Here is a 24,478-nt window from a genome sequence, read left to right on the forward strand (position 1 = left end):
GCAACGCAGAATCGAGGTTCGGGACCGGGCCTTTACGGCCTTAACTCAACTGTCCGCGAAAACGGGGTAGAACCCCCTCCCTCCCCTGCTTGCAGGGGAGGGTTGGGGTGGGGTTCGCTCTTGCTCTGATCCTTCAAGTCAAAAGCACCCCCTCCCCACCTCGCCCTGCGCGCAGGGGGAGGAGTGATGCAGGCGCTACGGCATCGCGCCCCGGCTCATCGGCGTCGGCGGCGTCGCCACGTTCACCAGCGGCGGCAAGCAGAACAGCCGCAGCGCGATCAGCAACCCGGCCAGCACCAGCACGCCGGTGAACAGCGCCACGCCGTTCCAGCCGTGCGATGCGTAGAACAGCCCGCCGCTGGCGCCGGCGATGCTGGAACCCATGTAGTAGCAAAACAGGTACGCCGAGGCGGCTTGCGCCTTCGCCGCGCCGGCGCGCCGCCCGACCCAGCTGCTGACGATGGAGTGGCCGCCGAAGAAGCCGAAGGTGATCGCCGCGATGCCCAGGATGATCAGCGGCAGCGGCCGCGCCAGGGTCAGCGCCACCCCGGCCAGCATCAGTGCGAACACCGTCCACAGCACCTTGCGTCGCCCGAGCTGACCGGCCAGGTGGCCCATCCACGCCGAGCTGAACGTGCCGATCAGGTAGATCGCGAAGATCAGCCCGACCACCGCCTGGCTCAACTTGTACGGCGGCGCCATCAGCCGGTAGCCAAGGTAGTTGTAGACGGTGACGAACGCGCCGAGCAGCAGGAAGCCTTCGACGAACAGCCACGGCAGGCCGCGGTCGCGGAACATGCCGGCGAAGCGCCCCAGCAGCGTGCGCCAGTGCAACGGCCGCGCCGTGAAATGCCGCGACGGCGGCAGCGCGCGCCAGAAGACCAACCCGGCCACCACGCCGATCACGCCGACCACCGCCACGCCGATGCGCCAGCCGAAGAAATCGGCCAGCACGCCGCTGATCAGCCGCCCGCCCATGCCGCCGACCGCGCTGCCGCTGATGTACAGGCCCATGCCCAAGCCGATCGACTCGGCGTCCATCTCCTCGCCGAGATACGTCATCGCCACCGCCGGCAGTCCGCTCAGGGTAAGCCCCAGCAGGGTGCGCACCAGCAGCAGCGCGGTCCAGTCCGGCATCACCGCGGTAACCAGCACCAGCAGCGCGGATACCAGCAGCGACGCCGCCATCACCGGCTTGCGCCCCCACCCATCCGATACGCCGCCGGCGAACAGCATCGCGAACGCCAGCACGCCGGTGGTCAGCGACAGCGACAGCGCCGCGCCCGCCTCGCTCACCCCGTAGTGCCGGCTGAACTCCGGCATCAGCGGCTGCACGCAGTACAGCAGTCCGAACGTGGCGAAGCCGGCCGCGAACAGTGCGAGATTGGTCTGCCGGAACGCCGGCGTGCCATGGTGGATGTACGGCGCGGTCGCCTCGACGGTGGGTGGTTCTGCCGCGCCCGGCTCCACGTCACTCTTCATCTCATCCGCCTGCTGCTGGGTAGGTCGACCTGGCAAGGATAGAGCCGTGCGGCCGAACGAAGGCCAACGCGCGTCGCACCCGAGCCGATCTTACACGCCGGAAATACATGCGCTGGCGGAAGATCGCACGCTTGAACGCCTGTGTTCCGCCCGACGGCAGGGGCTTCGTCGCGGCATCCGGTGCCGTCTGCCCATGCCGGCCGGAGCCGCTGCGCTGCGCAATCGAACATCAGACACGGGCCAGCGCCACGGGGCCGGCGCTGGCGCAGGGGTGTCCCGGTCCCGCGTCGAAGATGCACCCGGTCGAGGAGATCGCTCATGGCGACTTATATCGGTCTTACCCATCTCACGGATCAGGGGATGCGCAACATCAAGGAAACCACCAAGCGGGCCGAGGCCGTCAAGGGGGCCGCCGGCAAGTTCGGGGTCAAGATCAAGGAGATCTTCTGGACGCTGGGGAAATACGACATCGTCATCATCTCCGAAGCAGCCGACGAGGCGGCGGCAACCGCTTTCATCCTGAGCATCGGCAGCCTGGGCAATACCCGGACGCAGACCATGCGGGCCTTTTCCAGCGACGAGATGACCGCCATCCTCGGCAAGATGCCCTGACGTCACCGGTATGCCGGCCCGACCGGACGAACCGCCGGCATATCTCCCGCCTCAGGCGCTGCGGTCGCCGCGCAAGGCGCGCACTTCCTCGTCGTGCCCTGCCGCGCCGCGCCCGCTGACCCAGCCGAACAGCGCAATGCCGACGATGATCGCCAGCGCGCCGGACGCGGCGTAGCCGCGCGGCCAGGCCTCGCCGAGGAACAGCACGCCGAGCACGGTGGCGAACAGCAGCTCGGCAGCCTGCATCGCCTCCACCGCGGCCAGCGCGGTCGGCTCGCTGCGCACCATGTCGGTGGCGCGAAAGAACAGGATGGTGGCGATGGTGCCCGAGGACAGCGCCACGCCGCCGGCCAGCAGCGCCTCGCGCGGCGTGGGCGGGCCGACCGTGATCCACGCGACCAGCGCGAACAGCAGCCACAGTGGCCAGCTGCACAACGTCATGCCGAACACCCGCTGCACCGCGTTGAGCCGGCTGCCGCAGTGCTCCAGGTGCAGCAGCAGCTTGCGGTTGCCCAGCGGATAGGCGAACGCGGACAGCACCACCGCGCCGATCGCCAGCCAGTCGCCGGCATGCAGCCGGCCCTGCGCATTGGCCCCATTGCAGCGCGAACACGCCGGCCACGATCAGCACGCCCAGCGCCAGCGTGCGCCAGGCCAGCCGGCGCCGCTCGTCGCGATAGATCAGCGGCGCCAGCAGCGGCCCGGCCAGCACGGTGGTCTGGAAACTGCCGGCGACCAGCCACGACGGCCCGCTGCTGGCCGCCCAGGTCAACGGCACGCCGAACAGCACGAAACCCACGCTGCTCCACAGCAGCCACGGCCGGGCATGCCGGCACAGCTCGCGCGGCAGTTCGCCCAGCCCGCCCTGCAGCGGCAGCACCATGGCCAGCAGCGGCAGCGTGATCAGGTAGCGCAGGATCACCGCCCACGCCCAATGCCCGCCGCCGGCGACGAGGCTGCGGTTGAGCACGTAGGTAAGCGTGAAGAACAGCGCCGAGACCAGCGCCAGTCCCACCGCGGCAAGGGCATTCGTACGCATGCGGCGCCATCGGGCAAAGTACCGAGTTTGGCAAATCGCGCCGCGCTTGCGTAGCCGGCGATGGCGCGGCGGGCGCGATCCCGCCCCGCCACGCCCGCCCGCGGGCGGATCAGCCGCCGGCCAGCCGCGCCACCACGTTGCGGTAGCGCGCCGCGATGTGCTCCTCGTCCCGATGGCGGAAGTCGCGCACCTGCCAGCGGCCGCCGATCATCACGTCGCGCACCAGCGGCGTGTTGCCGGCGAACAGGAAGCTGTCCAGCACCGAGCGCGCGTCGCGCGCGGCGAGCAGCGGCGAGTCGTCGTCCAGCACGATCAGGTCGGCGCGCGCCCCGTCGCGCAGCTCGCCGACCGGCCGGCCCGAGGCCAGCGCGCCGCCGCGCAGCGCGGCGCGCCACAGCGTCTCGCCCACGCTGTCGCCCTGGCGCCGCGCCGCGATGTTGCGGTGGCGGGTGGCCAGGCGCTGGCCGTATTCCAGCCAGCGCAGCTCCTCCACCGGCGAGATCGAGATGTGCGAGTCCGAGCCGATGCCGAGCGTGCCGCCGGCGTCCAGGTAGTCGGCCAGCGGGAACAGGCCGTCGCCCAGGTTCGCCTCGGTGGTCGGGCACAGCCCGGCCACGGCGCCGCTGCGCGCCAGCTGCGCGGTTTCCGCCGCGGTGAGGTGGGTGGCGTGCACCAGGCACCAGCGTGCGTCGACCGCGGCATGCGCGAACAGCCACTCCACCGGCCGCGCGCCGCGGGTGGCCAGGCAATCCTGCACCTCGCCGACCTGCTCGGCGAGGTGGATGTGGATCGGGCCGGTGGCCGCCAGCTCGCTGGCAAGCACCTCGCGCAGCGCCGCCTCCGGCACCGCGCGCAGCGAATGCAGCGCGATGCCCACGCACACCTCGTCGCCCTGCTGCCGGCGCAGCGTTTCCAGCAGGCGCAGCCAGGCGTCGACGGCATGGCCGAAACGGCGCTGGCGCGCGACCAGCGCACGGCCGTCGAAGCCGCCGCTGATGTACAGCACCGGCAGCAGGGTCAGGCCGATGCCGGCCTCGCGCGCCGCCTCGATGAGCGCCAGCGACATCGCTTCGGCCGGTGCGTACGGCGTGCCGTCCGGCTGGTGGTGCAGGTAGTGGAACTCGCAGACGCTGGTGTAGCCGGCCTTGAGCATCTCGACGTAGAGCTGGGCGGCGATCGCCTTGAGTTCATCCGGGCCGATCGTGGCGGCGAACGCATACATCGTCTCGCGCCAGCTCCAGAAACTGTCCTCGGCCTTGCCGCGGCGCTCGGCCAGGCCGGCCATCGCGCGCTGGAACGCGTGCGAGTGCAGGTTCGGCATGCCGGGCAGCACCCAGCGGCCGAGTGCCGTGCCGCCCGGCTCCGCCGTGGCCTGCAGCCGCCCGCCCGCGTCCACGCCCAGCGCGGCACCGGCCTGCCAGCCGTCGGCGCGCCACGCGTGGCCGGCCTTGAAGTGGGCTATGGCGTTGCTGCTCATGGTTCCGGCTCCGGATGACGATGCCGCGCAGTGTAACCGGCCCGATGAAATCGCCTTCACCCCGCCGCGGGCATACTCCGGCGATGGTCAGGAAAAACAGCGAAAACAAGCCGAAACTGCTGCTGCGCCAGGCCGTGCCCGCCGACGTGCCGGCCCTGGTCGAGCTCACCGCCCGGGTCTACACGCCCGAATGGGGCCACTCGGCGGAGATGCTGCGCTCGCAGCAGACGCACTTCCCGGAAGGCCAGTTCGTGGTCGAGTACGAGGGCGCGATCGTGGGCTACTGCGCCACCTTCCGTATCGACGAGGCCACCGCGCTGGCGCCGCATACCTGGATGCAGGTCACCGGCGGCGGCATGGGTTCGCGCCACAAGCCGGACGGCAACTGGCTGTACGGCATGGAGGTGGTGGTGCATCCGGACTACCGCGGCATGCGCATCGGCCAGCGGCTGTACCAGGCGCGCAAGCGGCTGTGCGTCGACCTGAAGCTGCGCGGCATCGTGTTCGGCGGGCGCATCCCGGGGCTGGCGCGAAACGTCGCGCGCTATGGCGACGCCGCGTCCTACGTGCAGGCGGTGGTGGAGGGCCGCCGGCGCGACCCCACGCTGAGCTTCCAGCTGTCCAACGACTTCGAGGTGATCGGCCTGCTGCGCGCCTACGTGCCGTCCGACCACGAATCGCTGGGCTACGCGGCGCACCTGGTCTGGCGCAACCCGCAGCTGCTCGACCAGCCCGACATCCCGCCGATCACCTCGGCACGGCTGCTGCCCGACTCGGTGCGGGTGGCTTCGGTGCAATACCAGCAGCGCCGGATCACCTCGTTCGAGGAATTCGCCACCCAGGTCGAGTACTTCACCGACATCGCCGCCGAGTACAGCGCCGACTTCGTCACCTTCCCCGAACTGATCACGCTGCAGTTGCTGTCGATCGAGAACACGGAACTGTCGCCGGTGGAGTCGATCCGCAAGCTGAGCCAGTACACGCCGCAGGTGAAGGAACTGTTCAGCCGCCTGGCGGTGCACTACAACATCAACATCATCGCCGGCACCCATCCCACCGAGCAGGCCAACGGCGACATCCACAACGTCTGCTACGTGTGCCTGCGCGACGGCTCGCTGCACGAGCGCGAGAAGCTGCACCCCACGCCGAGCGAGCGCAACGTGTGGAACATCACCGGCGGCGACAGCGCGGCCACCGTGCAGACCGACTGCGGCCCGATCGGCGTGATGATCTGCTACGACGCGGAGTTCCCCGAGGTGGCGCGCTACCTGGTCGACCAGGGCGCACTGATCCTGTTCGTGCCGTTCTGCACCGACGTGCGCGAGGGCTACCTGCGCGTGCGCTACTGCGCGCAGGCGCGCGCCATCGAGAACCAGTGCTACGTGGTGCTGTCCGGCAACGTGGGCAACCTGCCGGGCGTCAACAACTTCGACATCCAGTACGGCCAGAGCTGCATCCTCACCCCCAGCGACTTCCCGTTCGCGCGCGACGGCATCGCCGCCGATTCCACGCCGAACATCGAGACCGTGCTGTTCGCCGACCTGCGCCTGGAAAGCCTGGCCAGCGCACGCAACGCCGGCGCGGTGCAGAACCTCAAGGACCGCCGCTTCGACCTGTACGAGACGCGCTGGCGGCCGCGTTGACGGGGCAGTCTGCGATAATCGCGCCATGTCCGAGTCGCCCGAACCCGCAGCGAAGTCAGCCAACCCGCGTCTGCAGGCGCTGCTCGGCCACGAATTCTTCGCGCCGCACCACTGGAAACGCCGGCTGGTGCTGTGGTCCGGCGCCGTGCTGGTGGCGCTGGCGGCGATCCTGTTCGCCAAGGCCAGCACCTGGTCCTACCACTTGTTCCTCGGCATCCTCGGCCACGGCAGCTGGATCCCGCTGGTGCTCACCCCGCTGGTGTTCGGCCTGCTCGCCTGGGCCACCGAGGGGCGCCTGCGCGCCACCCGCGGCAGCGGCATCCCGCAGGTGATCGCCACGCTGCATGTCGAGGACGCGGGTTTCCGCACGCGGATGCTGGCGCTGCCGATCGCCGCAGGCAAGATGGCGCTGACCCTGATCGCGCTGGCCGCTGGCGCCTCGATCGGCCGCGAGGGGCCGACCGTGCACGTCAGCGCCGGGCTGTTCTATTCGCTGGGCCGCCGCTTCGGCTTCAGCGACCCCAAGGCTGCCTCGCGCTTCATCCTGGCCGGCGGCGCCGCCGGCATCGCGGCCGCGTTCAACACGCCGCTGGCCGGCGTGGTGTTCGCGATCGAGGAGCTGGCCGGCACCTTCGAGCACCGCTTCAGCGGCCTGCTGCTCACCGCGGTGATCATCGGCGGCGTGGTTTCGCTGGGCATCATGGGCAACTACTCGTACTTCGGCGAAGTCGAGGCCAGCCTGCCGCTGGGCCACGCCTGGCTCGCCGTGCTGCTGACCGGCGTGGTCGGCGGCCTGCTCGGCGGGCTGTTCGCGCGGCTGATCCTGCTCAGCCGGCACGGCCCGCTGGCGCAGGTCGGCCGCCTGCGCGCACGCTGGCCGGTCGCCTTCGCCGCGGCTTGCGGCCTGGCGCTGGCGCTGCTCGGCGTATGCACGCACGGCAGCGTCTACGGCACCGGCTACGACCAGGCCCGCGCGATCGTGCAGGGTACGGCCGGCATGCCGGACCAGGGTTTCGGCATCGCCAAGCTCGCGGCCAACGTGGTCTCGTACTGGGCCGGCATCCCCGGCGGCATCTTCTCGCCGGCGCTGGCGGTCGGCGCCGGCCTGGGCCAGAACATCGCGCACTTCCTGCCCGGCGCTCCCGCCGCCGCGGTGGTGCTGCTGGGCATGAGCGCGTATCTGGCCGGCGTCACCGGCGCGCCGCTGACCTCGGCGGTGATCGCGATGGAGCTGACCGACAACCAGGACATGGTGATCCCGATCATGGCCGCGTGCCTGCTCGCCCGCGCCGCGTCGTCGCTGTTCTGCCCCACGCCGGTGTACCGCGATTTCGCCGAACGCATGGTGCAGGACTTCGAACGCCGGCAGGCCAGCCCTCCGCCGGCCGACGAAGCCGGGGACGAACCGGACGAGCCGCTGCCGCCCGGCGGCCACACCAGCGCGTTCGGCGAGCCGGTCGCGCCGACCCGGCCGCAGGCACCCGGGCAACCCTGAGCATCCACACGGAATCGGTGCCGACATGAGCGAGACCCGCTGGGATCGACTGCTGCTGAATGCCACCCTGGCCACGTTCGCCGGCGACGCGCCGTACGGACTGATCGGGCACGGCGCGATCGCGCTGCATCACGGCCGCATCGCCTGGGTCGGACGCATGGACGCGCTGCCGGACGCCCCCGGCGCGCTCGCCGCCACGGTCGAGTCGCTGGACGGCGCCCTGGTCACGCCGGGACTGGTCGACTGCCATACCCACCTGGTGTTCGGCGGCGACCGCGCGCACGAATTCGAGCTGCGCCTGAACGGCGCCAGCTACGAGGAGATCGCCCGCGCCGGTGGCGGCATCGTCTCCAGCGTCAACGCCACCCGCGCCGCCAGCGAGGAACAGTTGTTCGCGCAATCGCTACCGCGCGCCCAGGCGTTGCTGGCCGACGGCGTCACCACGCTGGAGATCAAATCCGGCTACGGACTGGAGCTGGAGACCGAGCGCCGCATGCTGCGCGTGGCGCGCCGGCTCGGTCGCGAGCTGGGGCTCGGCGTGCGCACCAGCTTCCTCGGCCTGCATGCGCTGCCGCCGGAATACCGGGACCGGCGCGACGATTACGTGGCGCTGGTCTGCGACGCCATGCTGCCGGCGCTCGCCGCCGAGGGCCTGGTCGATGCGGTCGACGCGTTCTGCGAAGGCATCGGCTTCAGCCGCGAGGAAACCCGCCGCGTGTTCGAGCGCGCGAAACAGCTCGGCCTGCCGGTGAAGCTGCATGCGGAGCAGTTGTCCGATCTCGGTGGCGCGGCGCTGGTCGCCGAATACGGCGGACTCTCCGCGGACCACCTGGAACACCTCGGCGAATCCGGCATCGCGGCGATGGCGCAGGCCGGCACCGTCGCCGTGCTGCTGCCCGGCGCGTTCTACGCGTTGCGCGAAACGCGGCTGCCGCCGGTGGCGGCGCTGCGCGAACACGGCGTGCCGATCGCGATCGCCACCGACTGCAACCCCGGCACCTCGCCGCTGCTGTCGCTGCGGCTGGCCGCCGGCATGGCCTGCACGCTGTTCCGGCTGACTCCGGAGGAAGCGTTGCGCGGCATCACCGTCAACGCCGCCCGCGCGCTGGGCCTGCACGACCGCGGCACGCTGGCCGTCGGCCAGCGCGCCGACCTGGCGATGTGGAACGCGCGCCAGCCCGCCGAGCTGTGCTACTGGACCGGCGGCCCGTTGGTACGGGAAATCTGGATCGGCGGTGAATCAGCCGCGGTATGAGGCCGCGATCCGCTCGGCCAGCGCAGCGAAGAACGCCGCCGGCAGTTCGGCGCGGACCGGCACCCGCCACCAGTTCGCCTGGGCGAAGCGCCGGCATTTGACCGCATCCTTGTCGGTCATCAGCACCGGCAGGCCGTCCGCGAAATCCAGGTCCACCGGGACGAAACCGTGGTGGTCGGCGAACGCGTGCTCGACGACCTCGATGCCGGCGACGCGCAGGCTGTCGAAGAAACGCCGCGGGTTGCCGATGGCCGCCACCGCGTGGACACGCCGGCCGCTGAAGTCCGCCAACGCCTGCTGCCGGCCATCGGCCAGGGCCACCGTTTCGCCGCCGCGCAGCTGCATCGGGTATTCGCCCGCCCCGGCCGGGCCGCCATTGCACACGCGCAGGTCGACGCGCTGCAGCCGGGCCAGCGGCTCGCGCAACGGCCCGGCCGGAAGCAACCGGCAATTGCCGAAGCGGCGCACGCCGTCGATCACGCAGATTTCCACGTCGCGCGCCAGGCGGTAGTGCTGCAGGCCGTCGTCGGCGACCAGCACGTCGCAGCCGGCATCGAGCAGCAGCCGCGCCGCGGCCGGGCGGTCGCGCCCCACCGCCACCGGCACGCCGCCGGCGCGGATCAGGCACGGTTCGTCGCCGACCTGCGCGGGATCCGGCGCATCGCCGAGCAGCAGCGGTTCGCGCCGGCTGCCGCCGTAGCCGCGGCTGACCACGCCGGGCCGGTAACCGCGTTCGCGCAGGGCTTCGACCACGGCGATCGTCAGCGGCGTCTTGCCGGTGCCGCCCACGCTGAGGTTGCCGATCACCACGACGGGCACCGGCAGGCGCACGCTGCGCAACCAGCCGGCTTGATAGAGCGCGCGGCGCAGACGCGCCGCGCCGCCGTACAGCGTCGCCAGCGGCCGCGCCCACCACGGTGCCCGGCCGACGCCGTACCAGGCTGATTCGAGCGTGTCGATCAGCGCCATGGAAGCTCCCTCAGTCGCCGGCCTGCTCGGCCGCGTGGTCGTGGAACTGCATGCGGTACAGCGCGGCGTACTGCCCGCCCAGCGCGATCAGCTCGGCGTGGTTGCCGCGCTCGATGATGCGGCCCTGGTCCATCACCGCGATCTGGTCGGCGCCCTCGACGGTGGACAGGCGGTGCGCGATCACCAGCGTGGTGCGGTCGCGCATCAGGCGCTGCAGGGCCTGCTGGATCAGCTGTTCCGACTCGGTATCGAGCGCGCTGGTGGCCTCGTCCAGCACCAGGATCGGCGCGTTCTTCAGGATCGCGCGGGCGATCGCAATGCGCTGGCGCTGGCCGCCGGACAGCATGTTGCCGCTTTGCCCGACCTGGGTATGGATGCCTTGCGGCATGCGCGCGATGAACTCCATCGCGTTGGCCGCCTCGGCGGCGGCCACGATTTCCGCCTCGCTGGCGCCGGCCAGTTCGCCGTAGGCGATGTTGTTCGCCACGGTGTCGTCGAACAGCACCACGCCCTGCCCGACCCAGGCGATCTGCCGGCGCAACGAGGCCAGCGTGTAGTCGCGGTAGTCCTCGCCGTCCAGCGCGATGCAGCCGGCACTCGGCTCGTAGAAGCGCGGCAATAGGCTGACCAGGCTGCTCTTGCCGCTGCCGGAACGCCCGACCAGCGCGGTCACCGTGCCCGGCGCGCAGGCCAGGTCGACCCCGCGCAGGGCCTCGAAATCGTTGCGCGGATAAGTCAGCCGCACATCCTCGAAGCGCAGGTCGCCGCGCGTGCGGACCAGCTCGCGGGTGCCGCGGTCGACTTCCGGCGGCATGTCGATGACCTCGAACAGGTCCTCGGCCGCGGATACGCCGCGCTGGATGTTCGCCTGCACGTTCGCAAGCCGCTTCAGCGAGGGCATCAACGCCCCCATCGCCGTCAGCACGGTGACGAACACGCCGGGGGAAATGTTCGCGATCACGTCGGGCCGCGTCGCCAGGAACACCAGCACCGCCAGGGCGACCGCGGCGACGGACTGGATGGCGGTGCTGGCGGTCGCATTGGTGGCGGCGATCTTCAGGTTGAGCCGACGGGCACGGTGGGTCACCTCGTCGAAACGGGCAGCCTCGTGTTGCTGCCCGCCGTAGACGCGCACTTCGTGGTGGGCATTGACCGACTCGTCCACCGCGCCGGTGATCGACCCCATCATGCCCTGGATGCGTCGGCTGATCAGGCGATAGCGGCGGCTCACCATGGTGGCGATGAAGGCAATGGCGGGCACCATCACCAGCAGGGCCATGGACAGGTAGGCGCTGTTGCTCAGCATCACGTACAGCATGCCGATGACCGTGACGCCTTCGGTCACCATGATCTTCACCGCATCGGTGGACGCCGAGGCCACCTGCTCGCTGGTGTAGGTGACGCGCGAGATCTGCTGTCCCGACGGCTCATTGCCGAAGAACGTCGCCGGCAGCCGCAGGTAGGCGGCGAACACGTCGCGCTGCATCGCCTGCACCACGTTGCGCCCGATGTAGGCGATGCCGTAGCTGCTGACGAAGGTGCCGATGCCGCGCACCGCGAAGATGCCGACGATCCAGATCGGCATCCAGAAAATCAGGTAGGCATCCTTCTTCGCGAACAGGTCGTCGATCATCGGCTTCAGCTTCTGGGTGAAGGCCGCCAGTGCGCCGCCATCCAGAACCATGCCGACCAGGGCGATCAGCCCCATCAGCCAATAGCGTTTCGTGTAGCCGAGCAACCGCGCGTAGACGCGCCAGGTCTGCGCGTCCCACACGGCGACCTTCCCGCCATTCATTTGCCCCGGCCCGGCTTGCTCGGCGTGGTGGCGATCGACAGCCGGGTGAAGCCGAGCTGGCCCAGCGCGTCCATCGCGGTGACCACGTCCTGGTGCGGCGTGTTCGCGTCGGCGCGGATCGTCACCTGGCGCTCGCGGTCGTCGCCCGCGTTGCGCGCGATGGTCTGCTTCAGCGCCTCGATGCCCTCGCCCATCACCTCGTCGCTGCCCACGAAGAAACGGCCGTCGCGGTCGATCATCACGGTCAGCGCCGGGGCGTTCATGTCGCGATCCTGCGTGCTCGCCTGCGGCAGGGTCACCTGCAGGCGCGAGTGCTGCACGAACGTGCTGGTCAGCACGAAGAACATCAGCAGGGTCAGCAGCACGTCGATCAACGGGATCACGTTGATCTCGAAGTCGTCGCCGCGGCGGTCGTTGCCGATACGCATGGGTGCGCTCAGCCTGCGCCCGGCACGGACGGCGCCGGCGTGCGCCGCGGGCGCGCCGGTACCGCCGCCGCGGGGGACAGGGTCAGGTCGTCGAGCAGGGCCGTGGCCTGCTTCTCCATCTCCACGCGGTAGCCGGCCACGCGCGAGCGGAAGTAGCGGTGCAGCACATAGGCCGGGATCGCCACGGTCAGGCCCGACGCGGTGCAGATCAATGCCTCGCCGATGCCGCCGGCCATCTTGGCCGGGTCGCCGATGCCGCCGGCCATCACTTCCATGAACATGCGGATCAGGCCGATCACGGTGCCGAACAGGCCCAGCAGCGGGCCGATCAGCGCGATCGTGCCCAGCGTGTTGAGATAGCGCTCCATCCGGTGGACGACATGCCGGCCGGTATCCTCGATGCGCTCCTTGATCAGGTCGCGCGACTGCCGGCGCACGACCAGGGCGGAGGCCAGCAGCTCGCCCAGCGGCGAGCCGTTGGCCAGGGTGTCGAGATGGCCCGGGTCGAGCTGGCCGGAACGCGCCCATTCGCGTACTTCCTCGCCCAGCCCCGGCGGCAGCACGGACTTGCGGCGCAAGGTCCAGCAACGCTCCAGCACGATCGCCAGGGCAATCGCCGAACAGATCAGGATGGGCACCATCGCCCACCCGCCAGCCATCAGAATCTCCAGCACTTTTCGACCCCGGACGCGCTACCTGACAGGAAGCGCGCATCATAGCAGTCCCGCCGGCCCGTACTGCGGCAGGCGTGGCATTCCTCATTCGCGCCAGTAGCGCGGCCGGCGCTGGCGCCAGCCGGCATCGCGCCGCGGCGGAGCATCGGCGGGGAAATCCAGCGGGATGGCGCCCAGTTCCGCCGTATTGAATACCGGCACGCGGGCGTCGGCATAGCGCGCCAGCACCTCCGGTTTCGGATGGCCGAAGCGGTTGCGCCAGCCCGCCGACACCACCGCCAGCGGCGGCTGCAGCGCCGCGATGAAGGCCGCTCCGGACGAGGTCTTACTGCCGTGATGCGGCACCAGCAATACCGGCCGCGGACCGGGGCCCAGCGCCGCCGCGACCCGGGATTCGGTCGCCGTGCTGATGTCGCCGGCCAGCAGCAGGCGTCCGCCGCGCCCCTCGACCAGCAGCACGCAGGAACTGTCGTTGTTGCGGTCGCCCTCGCCGGGGACCGGCCCCAGCACCCGGAAATGCACGCCGTCCCATTGCCAGGCCTGGCCGGCTTCGCACTGCTGCGTCGGCATGCGCATCCGCGACGGCTCGCCCGCGTAGCGTTGCGCCCGCGGAAACGCGCCGGCCACCGCCCCGGCACCGCCGGCGTGGTCGTTGTCGCCGTGACTGATCATCAGCATGTCCAGCCGCGCGATGCCCAGCGCGTGGATCGACGGCAACACCACCGCCTCGCCCAAGTCGAAGCCCGACGGGTAGCGCGCGCCGGCGTCATAGACCAGGGCATGCCCGCGGGTGCGCAGCAGTACCGACAGGCCCTGCCCCACATCCAGCACCCAGGCCTGGAACGCTCCCTCCGGCGGCCGCGGGTTCGGCGGCCACAGCAACGGCAGGAACAGCAGCAGCCCGAGCCAGCGCAGCGGCACGCCGCGCGGCAGGAACAGCCACACTGCGCCGAACAGGGCCAGCGCGAGCGCATGCAACTGCACCGCGGGCAGGTACCAGTTCGCACCGGGCCAGGTCGCCAGGTGCTCCAGCAGCCACCATTGCGCATGCACGATCCACGCTGCCAGCCACAGCACCGGCCCGGCCAGCGGCGGGCACAGTCCCAGCATCAGCATGCCGGCCAGGGTCGACGGCACGATCACGAAGCTGACCACCGGCACCGCGACCAGGTTCGACAGCGCGCCCACCAGCGAGGCCTGGCCGAAGAACCACAGGGTCAGCGGCAGCAGCGACACCGTCATCACCAGTTGCCCGGCAGACAGCTCGTGCAGGAACGCGCGCAGGCCGCGGCCGCGCGACTGCAGGCAAAGCATCAAGAACGCCACGCCCACGAACGACAGCCAGAACCCCGCCGCCAGCACCGCCAGCGGATCGGCCAGCAGGATCGCGATCATCGCCAGCGCCAGCGACTGCGGGCCGCTGCCGGCGCGCCGGCTGCAGCGCGCCAGCGCCACCACCGCGATCATCAGCAGCGTACGCACGGTCGGCAGCCCGAACCCGGCCAGCGCGCTGTACGCGCCGGCCACCAGCAACGCCGCCGCGGCTTGCGCCTGCGGCCGCGGCAGCCACAGGCCCAGCCGCGGCCACAACGCGTAGACCAGCAACGCCAGCCATACGCCGAACACCGCCGCCACACCGACGTGGAAGCCGGAGATCGCGATCAGGTGCGAGACCCCGTTCGCGCGCGCCACCGCCCAGTCGTGCGGCTGCAGCCCGCGCGTGTCGCCCACCGCGAACGCCTGCAGCAGGGCCGCGTCGCGGCGGTCGGGCACGCGCGCCGCGATGCCGCGGGCCACCGCGTCGCGCACGCCGTCGACGCACCAGGGCGCGCCGCCGAGCGGCGCGTTGTCGGGATCGTCGCGCACATAGCCGGTGGCGACGATGCCGCGCTCCAGCGCCGAACGTTCGCTGTCGGCGCCGCCGGGGTCGATCAGCCCGCGCGGCCGCCTCAGGCGCAGCTGCAGGCGCCAGCGGCTGCACGGCGGCAACGCCGGCGCGTCCTCGTACCAGGTCACGGTGACGCGACCGCGCAACGCGACCGGCTCGCCGTCCGCGGTGGCCCGTTCGACGTGCAACGTGAAGCGGCTGGCATCCGGGTGCGCCAACGGCAGGTCGGCGATGGTGCCGACGACGGCGAGATCGCGCCCCTCCAGCGCCGGCGGCAACCGCGACTCCATCGCCAGGCCGCCGCGCCACGCCGCCCACACGATGCCGCACAGCAACCAGGCGAGCCAGCGCCAGCGCGGGCAGCGCCAAGCCAGCAGGACGATGATCGGCAACGGCAGGCCCAGGCACCAGCGCGGCGGCAACTGCGGCAACCATTGCACCAGCAGCACGCCGGCCAGCAGGGCCACGGCCGCCGTGGTCGCCGTCAATCGCCTCATGCCGCCCGCCCGTCCATCCTGGAAGAGCCCCGAGCCTAGCGCCCCGGCGGCGGCGATGCGGATGAAAAACACGTAGGCGGACGCCGGCATCCGCCATCGCCCGCACCAGCGCGGGATTCACCCGCGGGGTTCAGGCCTTCGGGCTTTCCTGCAGCGCACCGTTGTGCAGCACCAGGGTGCGGTCCATCTTCGCCGCCAGGTGCGGGTCGTGGGTGACCAGCACAAAGCTGGTGCCGATCTCGCGGTTGAGTTCCAGCATCAGCGCGTAGACCTGCGCGGCATTGCCCTCGTCGAGGTTGCCGGTGGGCTCGTCGCCGAGCACGCAGGCCGGTCGCGTGACCAGCGCGCGGGCCACCGCGCAGCGCTGGCGCTCGCCGCCGGACAGCTCGGACGGCTTGTGGTGCGTGCGCCTACCCAGGCCCACCCGCTCCAGCAGGGCAACGGCTTGCTGCTGCGCCTCGGCGATCGCGGTGCCGCGGATCAGCAGCGGCATGCACACGTTCTCCAGTGCGGTGAATTCGGGCAGCAGGTGGTGGAACTGGTAGATGAAGCCGAGCGAGCGGTTGCGCACGCGGCCGCGCTCGGCGTCGGACAGCTTCGACAGCACGCGGCCGTCGACTTCCACCTCGCCGGCGCTCAGCGTGTCCAGCCCGCCGATGATGTGCAGCAGGGTGCTCTTGCCCGAACCGGAAGCGCCGACGATCGCCATCGTCTCGCCCCGCTTCAGGGTGAAGCTGACGTCGCTCAGCACGTCGGTGCGCAGGCCGCCCTCGTCGTAGGTCTTGGCGACGTGGCTGGCGCGCAGCACGTTTTCGGTCGTTGGGTTCATGACGGCCTTATTCATAGCGCAGCGCCTGCGCCGGCTGCGTGCGCGAGGCGCGCCACGCGGGGTAGAGGGTGGCCAGCAGCGAGAACGCGAAGGTCAGGAGCGCGGTCCAGCCCACGTCGCTCCACAGCAGGCGGCTCGGCACCTCGCTGATGTAGTAGACGTCCGGCGACAGGAAGGTGACGTGGAAGGTGTGCTCGATCCACTTGATGATGCCCGGCAGTTTCCACGACAGCAGCGAGCCGAAGCCCACGCCGAAACCGATCCCTACGAAACCCACCAGCACGCCCTGCACCATGAACATGCCCATGATGCTGCGCGGGGTGGCGCCGAGCGTGCGCAGGATCGCGATGTCGGCCTGCTTGTCGGTGACCAGCATCATCAGCATCGAGATCAGGTTGATCACCGCGACCAGGATGATCAGCGACAGGATGATGAACATCACCATCTTTTCCATCGACAGCGCGGCGAACAGGTTCGCGTTGGTGTCCATCCAGGTCTGCACCCGGTAGACCTGGCCCAGCTGGTCGGCCAGCTCGCGCGCGACCGGACGGGCGTTGAACAGGTCGTCGAGCTTGAGGCGGATGCCGGTGGGGCCGTCGAGGTCGTTGAGCTTCTCGGCATCGCCCATGTTGACCAGGGCCAGGCCGGAATCGAACTGCTCCATGCCCAGTTCGAACGTGCCCACCACGTGGAAGCTGCGCATGCGCGGCACGCTGCCCATCGGCGTGGCGCGCAGCTGCTGCACGGCCATGGTGACCCGGTCGCCGACGGCCACGCCGAGCGTCATCGCCAGCTCGCGGCCCAGCACGATGTTCCAGCTGCCCGGTGTCAGTTCGCCGAGCTTGCCCTCGATCATGTGCTTGTCGATGTCGACGACCTTCGGCTCCTGCGCCGGTTCGATGCCGCGCACCAGCGCGCCGCTGGAGCGCCGCGCCAGCAGCATTGCCTCGCTCTCCACGTAAGGCGCGGCACCGAGCACGTGCGGGTTCGCCTCGGCGACCTGCAATGCGCGCGGCCAGTCCTGCACGCTCTGGCCGACGCCGGAGACGGTGGCATGCGAGATCGCGCCGAGGATGCGCGAGCGCATCTGGTAGTCGAAACCGTTCATCACCGACATCACCGTGATCAGCGCGACCACGCTGATCGCGATGCACACGATCGACACGGTGGAGATGAAAGAGATGAACTGGTTGCGCCGCTTGGCGCGGGTGTAGCGCAGGCCGATGAAGAGTTCGAGCGGTCGGAACATGGGCGGGTCGCTTGTGGGGATCGCAGGGCGGGCCGCCCGGACGGGCATTATCAGGTATTCGTTCGGACCGCGCTGGAGCGTTGAAGTTGCCGCCCGGTCAAAGGCGCGGCACGGCCTCGCCGGGCTGCACGGTCGCCAGGCGCATGCGCAGGCGACGGCGGATGTCCGCGTCGCTGTTGTCCGGCACCAGCAGCAATGCCTGCGCGCCCTGCTCCGCCGTGCGCAGGCGCAGCAGCACGAAGAACACGCCGTACACCCGGAACGAGGCCAGCGTGGCCGGTACGTCTTCGTGGCTGCGCAGGTGCAGCGTCCAGGCGCCGTCGGCACCCCAGCCGGCGGCCGTGACGGGATCCGCGGCGAGCCGGCGCAACCGGCGCCAGGTCGCCAGCGCCACGGCCACCGCCAGCAGCAGCTTCAGCCACGCGGGCAGCGCGCTCAGCGCCACCGCCAGCACCGCCAGCGCGGCGACCAGGACCAGGGCCCGCCGCAGCCACCGCGACGGCCGGTACTCAAAGCCGATGGCGGGCGCGGATGTCATCGATGATCGCCTGCCAGTCCGCCCGCTCGGGGCGTGCATGGCCCATCACCCAGTCCCACAGGTCCGGGTCCTGCACGTCGAGCAGTTCGTCGAACGCCTGCCGCTGCGCTTCGCCCGCACCGGCAAAACAGTCATCCAGCCAGCCGCCGAACAGCGCGTCCAGCTCGCGGGTACCGCGGCGGGTGCGCCAGCGCAGGCGCTTGATGCGTGCAGCGTCCATAAGATCAAAGCGCGCGTAGCGCCTCCTTTGCCTCCTCTCCCCGCCGGGGAGAGGATTGAGGTGAGGGGTCAATCTTGCGGCATACCTGCGCCGGAAAGAAAGCTTCGACTATCTTTCCCGCGAACACCCGCCCCTCATCCGCCCTGCGGGCACCTTCTCCCCGGAGGGAGAAGGAACACGGTGTCGCCGCTTCGCGACGACGCGGCTTACGCGGAACGCCGCTCCACCATCAGCTTCTTGATCTCCGCGATCGCCTTGGCCGGGTTCAGTCCCTTCGGGCAAGTGCGCGTGCAGTTCATGATGGTGTGGCAGCGGTACAGCTTGAACGGGTCTTCCAGGTCGTCCAGGCGCTCGCCGGTGGCTTCGTCGCGGCTGTCGACGATCCAGCGGTGGGCCTGCAGCAGGATCGCCGGGCCGAGGTACTTGTCGCCGTTCCACCAGTAGCTGGGGCAGCTGGTGGAGCAGCAGGCGCACAGGATGCACTCGTACAGGCCGTCGAGCTTCTTGCGGTCTTCCGGCGACTGCAGGCGCTCCTTGTCGGGCACCGCACTCTGCGTGCGGATCCACGGCTTGATCGATGCGTACTGGGCGTAGAAATGGGTGAGGTCGGGCACCAGATCCTTCACTACCGGCATGTGCGGCAACGGGTAGATCTTCACGTCGCCCGAGGCCGCCTTGTCGATGGCGCAGATGCAGGCCAGCGTGTTGGTGCCGTCGATGTTCATCGCGCACGAGCCGCAGATGCCCTCGCGGCAGGAACGGCGCAGGGTCAGCGTGGGGTCGATCTCGTTCTTGATCTTCAGCAGCGCGTCCAGAACCATCGGACCGCACGCGGCCAGGTCGACCTCGTAGGTGTCGATGCGCGGGTTCTGGTCGTCGTCCGGACTCCAGCGATAGATCCGGAAGGTACGCGGCTTCTTCGCGTCCTTCGCCGGCCAGTGCTTGCCCGGCTGGATCTTGGAATTTTTCGGTAAGCTGAACTCGCCCATGGTTTTACGTCCGGGATTCGGGATACGGGATTCGGGATACGGTCAACGCGGTGCGGGAGCCGGCTGTGCCGCATCCCGCATCCCGATCCCGGCTCTTGCTCAATACACGCGTTTCTTCGGCGGCACCACCTCGACCTCGTCGGAGAGGGTGAACATGTGCACCGGACGATAGTCGAAGCTGGTCTTGCCGTTCTCGTCCACCTTCACCAGCGTGTGCTTCATCCATTCGGCGTCGTTGCGCTCGGGGAAGTCCTCGCGCGCGTGGGCGCCGCGGCTCTCCGGACGCTGTTCGGCCGAGTGCATGGTGCCTACGGCCTGGTCCAGCAGGTTGGCCAGTTCCAGCGTCTCGACCAGGTCGGAGTTCCACACCATCGAGCGGTCGCTGACGCGCACCTGCTTGAACGAGGCGTGCACGGCGTCGATCTTCCCGCAGCCTTCCTTCAGCGTCTCGCCGGTACGGAACACCGCGGCATCGGCCTGCATGGTGCGCTGCATGTCGAGGCGGATCTGCGCGGTGGGCAGCTCGCCATTGGCGTGGCGCAGGCCGTCGAAGCGGGCCAGCGCCTTGTCCAGCGCGCTGGCCGGCAGATCCTTGTGCGCGGCGCCCGGCTTGATGAGTTCGGCACAGCGGTGCGCCACCGCGCGACCGAACACCACCAGGTCGAGCAGCGAGTTGGAGCCCAGGCGGTTGCCGCCGTGCACCGACACGCAGGCTGCCTCGCCGATGGCGAACAGGCCCGGCACCACGGCGTCGACGTCGTCGCCCTTCTTCTGCACCACTTCGCCGTGGTAGTTGGTGGGGATGCCGCCCATGTTGTAGTGCACGGTGGGCAGGATCGGGATCGGTTCCTTGGTCACGTCCACGCCGGCGAAGATGCGCGCCGACTCGGCGATGCCCGGCAGGCGCTCGTGGATCACTTCCGGACCGAGATGCATCAGGTTGAGGAAGGCATGGTCCTTGTGTTCGCCCACGCCGCGGCCTTCGCGGATCTCGATGGTGATGGCGCGGCTGACCACGTCGCGCGAGGCCAGGTCCTTCGCGCTGGGTGCGTAACGCTCCATGAAGCGCTCGCCCTTGGAGTTGGTGAGGTAGCCGCCCTCGCCGCGCACGCCCTCGGTGATCAGGCAGCCCGCGCCGTAGATGCCGGTGGGATGGAACTGCACGAACTCCAGATCCTGCAGCGCCAGGCCCGCGCGCAGCACCATGCCGCCGCCGTCGCCGGTGCAGGTATGCGCGGAAGTTGCGCTGAAGTAGGCGCGTCCGTAGCCGCCGGTGGCCAGCACCACGGCCTGGCCGCGGAAGACGTGCAGCGTGCCCTCGTTCATGTCCAGAGCCAGCACGCCGCGGCAGACGCCTTCCTCGTCGAAGATCAGGTCGGTGGCGAAATACTCCACGAAGAAGGCGGCGTCATGCGCCAGCGCCTGCTGGTACAGCGTATGCAGGATGGCGTGGCCGGTGCGGTCGGCGGCGGCACAGGTGCGCTGCGCGGTGCCCTTGCCGTAGTGCGTGGTCATGCCGCCGAACGGACGCTGGTAAATGTGGCCGTCCTCGGTGCGCGAGAACGGCACGCCGTAGTGCTCGAGCTCGATCACCGATTGCGGCGCGTTCTTGCACATGTACTCGATCGCGTCCTGGTCGCCCAGCCAGTCGCCGCCCTTCACGGTGTCGTAGAAGTGGAAGCGCCAGTCGTCCTCGCCCATGTTGCCAAGCGCGGCGGCGATGCCGCCCTGCGCCGCCACGGTATGCGAGCGGGTGGGGAACACCTTGGTGACGCAGGCAGCCTTCAGGCCCTTCTCGGCGAGGCCGAAGGTGGCGCGCAGGCCAGCGCCGCCGGCGCCGACCACCACTACATCGTACTTGTGCTGCTGGATCTTGTAGCTTTCCACGGTTTCAGACTCCCAATGCGATGCGCAGCACGGCCAGCACGCCCGCGAGCGCACCCAGCACCGCGAGGAACTTGATCGCCACCAGCAGCACCACTTCCTTCCAGCGGGTGTGCACGTAATCCTCGATCACCACCTGCAAGCCGAGCACGGCATGCCAGAACGCGGTGACCACAAACAGAATCAGCAGCAGCGCATTCCACGGCCTGGCCACCATGGCCTTCGCCGTGGCGTAGTCGGCATGCAGCAGGGAGAGCACGGTGACCACGAACCACAGGCCGAGCGCGATCAGCGCGGCGGCGGTGACGCGCTGCGTCCACCAGTGATCCACGCCATGCTGCGCCGAGCCCAGGCCACGCGCATGCTTCATCGGGTGGCGCAGCTGGCTGCGCACGTCGTCGGTACCCGCGCGCAGGTTCATGCCGCACCTCCATGGATCAGTACGCAGGCCCAGATGGCGACCGTCAGCACGATGCTGCCGATCACCGACAACCAGCTCGAACGCACGAACTGGGGAATCGCGTAGCCCGCGCCGGTGTCCTGCACCAGATGGCGGATGCCGTTGCACAGGTGATAGCTGAGCGCCCAGCTCCAGCCCGCCAGCAGGATGAGGCCGACCGGGCTGCCGGTGCAGGTCTTGAATTGCTCGAAGGCCGCCTCGCCGGAGGCCAGCGCCAGAATCCCCCAGACCACCAACAGCGTGCCCACGGCAAGGGCGACGCCGGTGGCGCGATGCAAGATGGAAGTCACCATCTGTATCTGCCACCTGTATACCTGCAGGTGCGGGGAGAGCGGTCGTTGCGTATCTGCCATGGCGGCTATCCTGTGTGGAATCGCTGATGCCCATGCCGCACCTTCCCCTGTCCTGATACGCAACGGCGACGTGCGCCGCGCGGTCGTTCAGAAGTCGATACAGCGCCCGTTCTTTTCCCAATCACCATAACGCGTGGGATCGGGAGCCGGCCGCTCCCCCGATGCCTTGTCCGCTGCCGGGCCCACAGGCACGGCAGTCGTTTCCGCCGGAACGGAAACTGGTGTGGATTCGGCTGGAGAGGAGGTATCGGACATGGTTTTCTTAAGCCGCCAAAGGTTAATACTTGCGGCAGTGCAGTACAACCATGCGCCATGCTTCGGCGTCGCTGCATCACGATGTCGCCACTTGTGGCTTGCCCCGCCTGCCCCCAACTCCGCCAGTCTCATGCCGACACATCATCCCGCCGAAACCCTGCTGATCGAAGGCCCCGACGCGACGGCTTTTGCACATGCCCAGTTCAGCAGCGTGGTCAGCTCGCTCGCCACCGGCCAGTGGCAATTCGGTGCATGGCTCGATCCGCAAGGACGCGTGCGCGCACTGTTCCACCTGGCCCGGCTCGCCGACGATCGCTACCTGCTGCTGCTGCGCGGAGGCGTCGCCACGGTGATGGCCGATGCGCTGCGTCGCTTCGTGTTCCGCTCGAAACTCAGCGTGACGGCATTGCCGCCGCGCACTCTCGCGACTGGCCCGGCACTGCCGCTGCACACCGTCATGGACGATGGCGAAACCATGTCGCTCGGCTGCGATACGCACAGTCTGCGCATCACCACCTCCGGCATCGGCGACGACGCATGGCGCCTGCCGCAACTGCGCGCGGGCTGGCCCTGGCTGCCCGCGCGACTGCTCGATCAACTGCTGCCGCCAGCCCTGTCGCTGCATCGCCTGCACGCCGTCGCCATCGACAAGGGTTGCTACCCCGGCCAGGAGATCGTCGCGCGATTGCACTTTCGCGGCGGACACAAGCGGCACCTGCACCGCGTCAGATTGTCGCAAGCGATGGAGGCCGGCGATGTCCTGCGCGGCGAAGACCGCGATGCCGGTTGCGTAATCGACGCCGTCGTTGCGGACGAGGTCATCGAAGCGCTCGTCGTGTTGAACGACGACGTTGCTGCACATGCCGGCGGCGGGCGCGCACTTGTATTCGGCGACGGCATCACGCTGCAACTCGTCGCCTCGTGGCCGGCATGAATGATGATCGCGTGATGCCTGCGTGATGCATCGGTTTTTAGCGACGACACTTGTCAACGTATCGTGAGCGTCAGTTAAACTTCGCCGCCCCGGCACTTGCCAGCGGAAAATTCCGCCACTAGGCTCCGCCGATCGAATATCGCGGCATCCGGAACACGGGGTGCCGATACGCGCGACGAACCGGATGAATCCGAATCGGCGCGACCCGGCAGAAGCAGCGCCGGATGGAACACCGCCTCGCAGCCAAACGAGTGCGCAGCAGTCGATGGCAACACGGCCGATGCGGCCGCGCAACGCCCGACACCCCAATCCCGATCGGCATCGAATCCGCCGCTCGACCGCCACAATCCCGTGGCAAAACGCCGTGGCCACAAGTTTCGGCCATGGCGGTAGATCCAGGTGGAACGGCCTGCCCGCCCGTCCACCGCAACGGCGCATGAAGCTGCAATCCGGCTTCGCGCGTACAGCACGTTGGAGGCAGAACCATGAAACTTTCCATGCTGTTGTGGTTGACGTCCCTGATGCCCCAGCCCGTCGCCGACCAGGCCTGCCTGGCCGCCACGGTCTACCTGGAAGCACGCAGCGAACCCCTCAATGGGCAACTGGCCGTGGCCGAGGTCGCGATGCGCCGGCTCGATCGCGGCCGCTGGGGCAACACCGTGTGCAAAGTGGTCACGGCGCCGCACCAGTTCGCGATCACCACCACGCCGGGCTCGTTCGAGGTCAACAACCTGGAAGCCTTCAACAAGGCATGGCAAGTGGCCGGCACGTCGCTGCGCAACTGGCAGCTGCCGATCGCGCAGCGGCGCATGCTGGTGCCGCACGCGGATCATTTCGCCACGACCGCGATCGCACCGGCGTGGTCGCACAACCGGCCCAGCGTGACGATCGGCGAACATGCGTTCTACGCCGTGAACTGATCTTCGCACTGGCGTCGAAATAAAAAAGGCCCTCTTTCGAGGGCCTTTTCCGTTTGGACATCTAGACGTCCAGACGTCTTCACTCAGCGTGGATAGACGTGGTCGCCACGTACCTCGACATAGTCACCGTTGCGGACACCCGGATTCTCGCGTTGGGTCACCGTGGCGTACTGGCCATTGTCCAGCCTCACCACGATGCGCCATGCGACACCGCCGCCGTCATTGCGCTTGCCGATCTGGTTGCCGACCACGCCGCCGGCAACCGCACCCACCACGGTGGCGGCCTTGCGGCCGTCGCCCTTGCCGACCTGGTTGCCGAGCACGCCGCCGGCAACCGCACCGATGATCGCGCCCAGCGTGCCGCCGTTGCCGTTGCCATCGATGTTGACCTGCTGCACCTCCTGCACCACGCCGCAAGCCTGGCAGCGGACGTTCCGGTCGCCATAGCCGTAACCACCCTGCGACGAGCCCTGATAGCCGCGATCGTAATTGCCGCTGTTGCCGTAGGGGCCGGTGGCGCAGCCGGCGAGGGCCAGGCTTGCGGCCATCGCCGACACCAGGGCAAATTTGCTGGGGAGTGCATTCATGGGATC

Annotated in this window: 24 protein-coding genes and 1 pseudogene; 6 read left to right on the forward strand and 19 right to left on the reverse strand. The window is 69.5% G+C overall.

The window, feature by feature from the left end; all coding sequences use genetic code 11:
• Positions 1-195 precede the first annotated feature (195 nt).
• Positions 196-1,482 (reverse strand): MFS transporter, encoded by a 1,287-nt coding sequence (locus RHOFW104R8_RS07030; protein ID WP_235604345.1) that lies wholly within the window; start codon positions 1,480-1,482, stop codon positions 196-198.
• A 318-nt stretch (positions 1,483-1,800) separates the two neighbouring features.
• On the opposite strand from RHOFW104R8_RS07030, the gene RHOFW104R8_RS07035 reads away from it, so the two are divergent.
• Complete coding sequence (locus RHOFW104R8_RS07035; RefSeq protein ID WP_068095769.1) at positions 1,801-2,094, forward strand: GYD domain-containing protein; 294 nt, start codon at positions 1,801-1,803, stop codon at positions 2,092-2,094.
• 51 nt (positions 2,095-2,145) lie between these two features.
• On the opposite strand, the gene RHOFW104R8_RS17940 is transcribed toward RHOFW104R8_RS07035, so the two are convergent.
• The 3 genes and pseudogenes from RHOFW104R8_RS17940 to RHOFW104R8_RS07045 form a co-directional block, all read right to left on the reverse strand.
• A complete protein-coding gene (locus tag RHOFW104R8_RS17940; protein ID WP_255373815.1) occupies positions 2,146-2,634 on the reverse strand; it encodes a multidrug resistance efflux transporter family protein in 489 nt (162 codons plus the stop codon).
• Positions 2,635-2,743: 109 nt separating this feature from the next.
• Positions 2,744-3,133, reverse strand: a pseudogene (locus tag RHOFW104R8_RS17995) (multidrug resistance efflux transporter family protein); the annotation flags it as partial.
• Between the two features lie 109 nt (positions 3,134-3,242).
• Complete coding sequence (locus RHOFW104R8_RS07045; protein WP_068095767.1) at positions 3,243-4,610, reverse strand: formimidoylglutamate deiminase; 1,368 nt, start codon at positions 4,608-4,610, stop codon at positions 3,243-3,245.
• 83 nt (positions 4,611-4,693) lie between these two features.
• Between RHOFW104R8_RS07045 and RHOFW104R8_RS07050 the strand changes: the two genes are divergently transcribed.
• The 3 genes from RHOFW104R8_RS07050 to hutI are packed head-to-tail and all read left to right on the forward strand — an operon-like array spanning position 4,694 to position 9,003.
• Entirely contained in the window at positions 4,694-6,253 is a 1,560-nt protein-coding gene (locus tag RHOFW104R8_RS07050) for a bifunctional GNAT family N-acetyltransferase/carbon-nitrogen hydrolase family protein (protein ID WP_068095765.1), read from the forward strand.
• A gap of 25 nt (positions 6,254-6,278) precedes the next feature.
• Complete coding sequence (locus RHOFW104R8_RS07055) at positions 6,279-7,748, forward strand: chloride channel protein (RefSeq protein ID WP_068095764.1); 1,470 nt, start codon at positions 6,279-6,281, stop codon at positions 7,746-7,748.
• Positions 7,749-7,773: 25 nt separating this feature from the next.
• Complete coding sequence (hutI, locus tag RHOFW104R8_RS07060; RefSeq protein WP_068095763.1) at positions 7,774-9,003, forward strand: imidazolonepropionase; 1,230 nt, start codon at positions 7,774-7,776, stop codon at positions 9,001-9,003.
• On the opposite strand, the gene lpxK is transcribed toward hutI, so the two are convergent.
• The 14 genes from lpxK to RHOFW104R8_RS18000 all read right to left on the reverse strand — a co-directional run bounded on the left by lpxK (position 8,989) and on the right by RHOFW104R8_RS18000 (position 22,163).
• Positions 8,989-9,972, reverse strand: coding sequence for a tetraacyldisaccharide 4'-kinase (gene lpxK, locus RHOFW104R8_RS07065; RefSeq protein WP_068095762.1), 984 nt, complete (start codon positions 9,970-9,972; stop codon positions 8,989-8,991). The genes hutI and lpxK overlap by 15 nt on opposite strands.
• Positions 9,973-9,982: 10 nt before the next feature.
• On the reverse strand, positions 9,983-11,767 hold the full coding sequence (gene msbA / locus RHOFW104R8_RS07070) for a lipid A export permease/ATP-binding protein MsbA (RefSeq protein ID WP_068095760.1): 1,785 nt from the start codon (positions 11,765-11,767) through the stop codon (positions 9,983-9,985).
• Complete coding sequence (locus RHOFW104R8_RS07075; RefSeq protein WP_068095758.1) at positions 11,764-12,195, reverse strand: biopolymer transporter ExbD; 432 nt, start codon at positions 12,193-12,195, stop codon at positions 11,764-11,766. Before RHOFW104R8_RS07075 ends, msbA begins: the two co-directional genes overlap by 4 nt.
• 8 nt (positions 12,196-12,203) lie before the next feature.
• Entirely contained in the window at positions 12,204-12,854 is a 651-nt protein-coding gene (locus RHOFW104R8_RS07080) for a MotA/TolQ/ExbB proton channel family protein (RefSeq protein ID WP_068095755.1), read from the reverse strand.
• Positions 12,855-12,953: 99 nt separating this feature from the next.
• On the reverse strand, positions 12,954-15,254 hold the full coding sequence (locus RHOFW104R8_RS07085; protein WP_068095773.1) for a DNA internalization-related competence protein ComEC/Rec2: 2,301 nt from the start codon (positions 15,252-15,254) through the stop codon (positions 12,954-12,956).
• Between the two features lie 130 nt (positions 15,255-15,384).
• The gene (lolD, locus tag RHOFW104R8_RS07090; RefSeq protein ID WP_068095754.1) at positions 15,385-16,083 is read right to left on the reverse strand and encodes a lipoprotein-releasing ABC transporter ATP-binding protein LolD; all 699 of its coding nucleotides are present in this window, start codon (positions 16,081-16,083) and stop codon (positions 15,385-15,387) included.
• Positions 16,084-16,090: 7 nt separating this feature from the next.
• Positions 16,091-17,332: a lipoprotein-releasing ABC transporter permease subunit gene (locus RHOFW104R8_RS07095; RefSeq protein WP_068095753.1), complete on the reverse strand. Its 1,242-nt coding sequence runs from the start codon at positions 17,330-17,332 to the stop codon at positions 16,091-16,093.
• Between the two features lie 97 nt (positions 17,333-17,429).
• On the reverse strand, positions 17,430-17,870 hold the full coding sequence (locus tag RHOFW104R8_RS07100) for a protein YgfX (protein WP_068095752.1): 441 nt from the start codon (positions 17,868-17,870) through the stop codon (positions 17,430-17,432).
• Positions 17,842-18,090, reverse strand: coding sequence for a succinate dehydrogenase assembly factor 2 (locus tag RHOFW104R8_RS07105; RefSeq protein ID WP_068095750.1), 249 nt, complete (start codon positions 18,088-18,090; stop codon positions 17,842-17,844). The genes RHOFW104R8_RS07100 and RHOFW104R8_RS07105 overlap by 29 nt, the downstream gene beginning before the upstream one ends.
• 206 nt (positions 18,091-18,296) lie before the next feature.
• On the reverse strand, positions 18,297-19,079 hold the full coding sequence (locus tag RHOFW104R8_RS07110; RefSeq protein ID WP_068095748.1) for a succinate dehydrogenase iron-sulfur subunit: 783 nt from the start codon (positions 19,077-19,079) through the stop codon (positions 18,297-18,299).
• 99 nt (positions 19,080-19,178) lie between these two features.
• Positions 19,179-20,966 carry a succinate dehydrogenase flavoprotein subunit gene (gene sdhA, locus RHOFW104R8_RS07115; protein ID WP_068095746.1) on the reverse strand — a complete coding sequence of 596 codons (1,788 nt, stop codon included), beginning with the start codon at positions 20,964-20,966 and terminating at the stop codon, positions 19,179-19,181.
• A gap of 4 nt (positions 20,967-20,970) precedes the next feature.
• Positions 20,971-21,384: a succinate dehydrogenase, hydrophobic membrane anchor protein gene (gene sdhD, locus RHOFW104R8_RS07120; RefSeq protein WP_068095745.1), complete on the reverse strand. Its 414-nt coding sequence runs from the start codon at positions 21,382-21,384 to the stop codon at positions 20,971-20,973.
• Positions 21,381-21,776: a succinate dehydrogenase, cytochrome b556 subunit gene (gene sdhC / locus RHOFW104R8_RS07125; protein ID WP_068095744.1), complete on the reverse strand. Its 396-nt coding sequence runs from the start codon at positions 21,774-21,776 to the stop codon at positions 21,381-21,383. The genes sdhD and sdhC overlap by 4 nt, the downstream gene beginning before the upstream one ends.
• Positions 21,777-21,863: 87 nt before the next feature.
• Positions 21,864-22,163 (reverse strand): DUF1674 domain-containing protein, encoded by a 300-nt coding sequence (locus RHOFW104R8_RS18000; RefSeq protein WP_343123790.1) that lies wholly within the window; start codon positions 22,161-22,163, stop codon positions 21,864-21,866.
• Between RHOFW104R8_RS18000 and RHOFW104R8_RS07130 the strand changes: the two genes are divergently transcribed.
• Positions 22,162-22,965 (forward strand): folate-binding protein YgfZ, encoded by an 804-nt coding sequence (locus tag RHOFW104R8_RS07130; protein WP_068095742.1) that lies wholly within the window; start codon positions 22,162-22,164, stop codon positions 22,963-22,965. The two genes, RHOFW104R8_RS18000 and RHOFW104R8_RS07130, sit on opposite strands and share 2 nt — an antisense overlap.
• Positions 22,966-23,450: 485 nt before the next feature.
• The gene (locus tag RHOFW104R8_RS07135; protein WP_068095739.1) at positions 23,451-23,885 is read left to right on the forward strand and encodes a cell wall hydrolase; all 435 of its coding nucleotides are present in this window, start codon (positions 23,451-23,453) and stop codon (positions 23,883-23,885) included.
• An 83-nt stretch (positions 23,886-23,968) separates the two neighbouring features.
• Here RHOFW104R8_RS07135 and RHOFW104R8_RS07140 read toward each other — a convergent pair whose 3' ends face one another.
• Entirely contained in the window at positions 23,969-24,472 is a 504-nt protein-coding gene (locus tag RHOFW104R8_RS07140) for a glycine zipper 2TM domain-containing protein (protein WP_068095738.1), read from the reverse strand.
• Between the last annotated feature and the right edge of the window lie 6 nt (positions 24,473-24,478).

The organism is Rhodanobacter sp. FW104-R8, from assembly GCF_001617365.1.
GTDB lineage: Bacteria > Pseudomonadota > Gammaproteobacteria > Xanthomonadales > Rhodanobacteraceae > Rhodanobacter.

Excerpts from the sequence above, each read along its gene's own strand:
- RHOFW104R8_RS07130 (WP_068095742.1), top strand. The coding sequence starts at position 22,162 with ATGCCGACACATCATCCCGCCGAAACCCTGCTGATCGAAGGCCCCGAC.
- lolD (WP_068095754.1), bottom strand. The coding sequence starts at position 16,083 with ATGAACCCAACGACCGAAAACGTGCTGCGCGCCAGCCACGTCGCCAAG.
- RHOFW104R8_RS07055 (WP_068095764.1), top strand. The coding sequence starts at position 6,279 with ATGTCCGAGTCGCCCGAACCCGCAGCGAAGTCAGCCAACCCGCGTCTG.
- RHOFW104R8_RS07050 (WP_068095765.1), top strand. The coding sequence starts at position 4,694 with ATGGTCAGGAAAAACAGCGAAAACAAGCCGAAACTGCTGCTGCGCCAG.
- RHOFW104R8_RS07035 (WP_068095769.1), top strand. The coding sequence starts at position 1,801 with ATGGCGACTTATATCGGTCTTACCCATCTCACGGATCAGGGGATGCGC.
- RHOFW104R8_RS07140 (WP_068095738.1), bottom strand. The coding sequence starts at position 24,472 with ATGAATGCACTCCCCAGCAAATTTGCCCTGGTGTCGGCGATGGCCGCA.
- hutI (WP_068095763.1), top strand. The coding sequence starts at position 7,774 with ATGAGCGAGACCCGCTGGGATCGACTGCTGCTGAATGCCACCCTGGCC.
- sdhC (WP_068095744.1), bottom strand. The coding sequence starts at position 21,776 with ATGGCAGATACGCAACGACCGCTCTCCCCGCACCTGCAGGTATACAGG.
- RHOFW104R8_RS07085 (WP_068095773.1), bottom strand. The coding sequence starts at position 15,254 with ATGAGGCGATTGACGGCGACCACGGCGGCCGTGGCCCTGCTGGCCGGC.
- sdhD (WP_068095745.1), bottom strand. The coding sequence starts at position 21,384 with ATGAACCTGCGCGCGGGTACCGACGACGTGCGCAGCCAGCTGCGCCAC.
- msbA (WP_068095760.1), bottom strand. The coding sequence starts at position 11,767 with ATGAATGGCGGGAAGGTCGCCGTGTGGGACGCGCAGACCTGGCGCGTC.
- RHOFW104R8_RS07030 (WP_235604345.1), bottom strand. The coding sequence starts at position 1,482 with ATGAAGAGTGACGTGGAGCCGGGCGCGGCAGAACCACCCACCGTCGAG.
- RHOFW104R8_RS07095 (WP_068095753.1), bottom strand. The coding sequence starts at position 17,332 with ATGTTCCGACCGCTCGAACTCTTCATCGGCCTGCGCTACACCCGCGCC.
- RHOFW104R8_RS07105 (WP_068095750.1), bottom strand. The coding sequence starts at position 18,090 with ATGGACGCTGCACGCATCAAGCGCCTGCGCTGGCGCACCCGCCGCGGT.
- lpxK (WP_068095762.1), bottom strand. The coding sequence starts at position 9,972 with ATGGCGCTGATCGACACGCTCGAATCAGCCTGGTACGGCGTCGGCCGG.
- RHOFW104R8_RS07045 (WP_068095767.1), bottom strand. The coding sequence starts at position 4,610 with ATGAGCAGCAACGCCATAGCCCACTTCAAGGCCGGCCACGCGTGGCGC.
- RHOFW104R8_RS18000 (WP_343123790.1), bottom strand. The coding sequence starts at position 22,163 with ATGAGACTGGCGGAGTTGGGGGCAGGCGGGGCAAGCCACAAGTGGCGA.
- RHOFW104R8_RS07135 (WP_068095739.1), top strand. The coding sequence starts at position 23,451 with ATGAAACTTTCCATGCTGTTGTGGTTGACGTCCCTGATGCCCCAGCCC.
- RHOFW104R8_RS07100 (WP_068095752.1), bottom strand. The coding sequence starts at position 17,870 with ATGACATCCGCGCCCGCCATCGGCTTTGAGTACCGGCCGTCGCGGTGG.
- RHOFW104R8_RS07080 (WP_068095755.1), bottom strand. The coding sequence starts at position 12,854 with ATGGCTGGCGGGTGGGCGATGGTGCCCATCCTGATCTGTTCGGCGATT.
- RHOFW104R8_RS07110 (WP_068095748.1), bottom strand. The coding sequence starts at position 19,079 with ATGGGCGAGTTCAGCTTACCGAAAAATTCCAAGATCCAGCCGGGCAAG.
- RHOFW104R8_RS07075 (WP_068095758.1), bottom strand. The coding sequence starts at position 12,195 with ATGCGTATCGGCAACGACCGCCGCGGCGACGACTTCGAGATCAACGTG.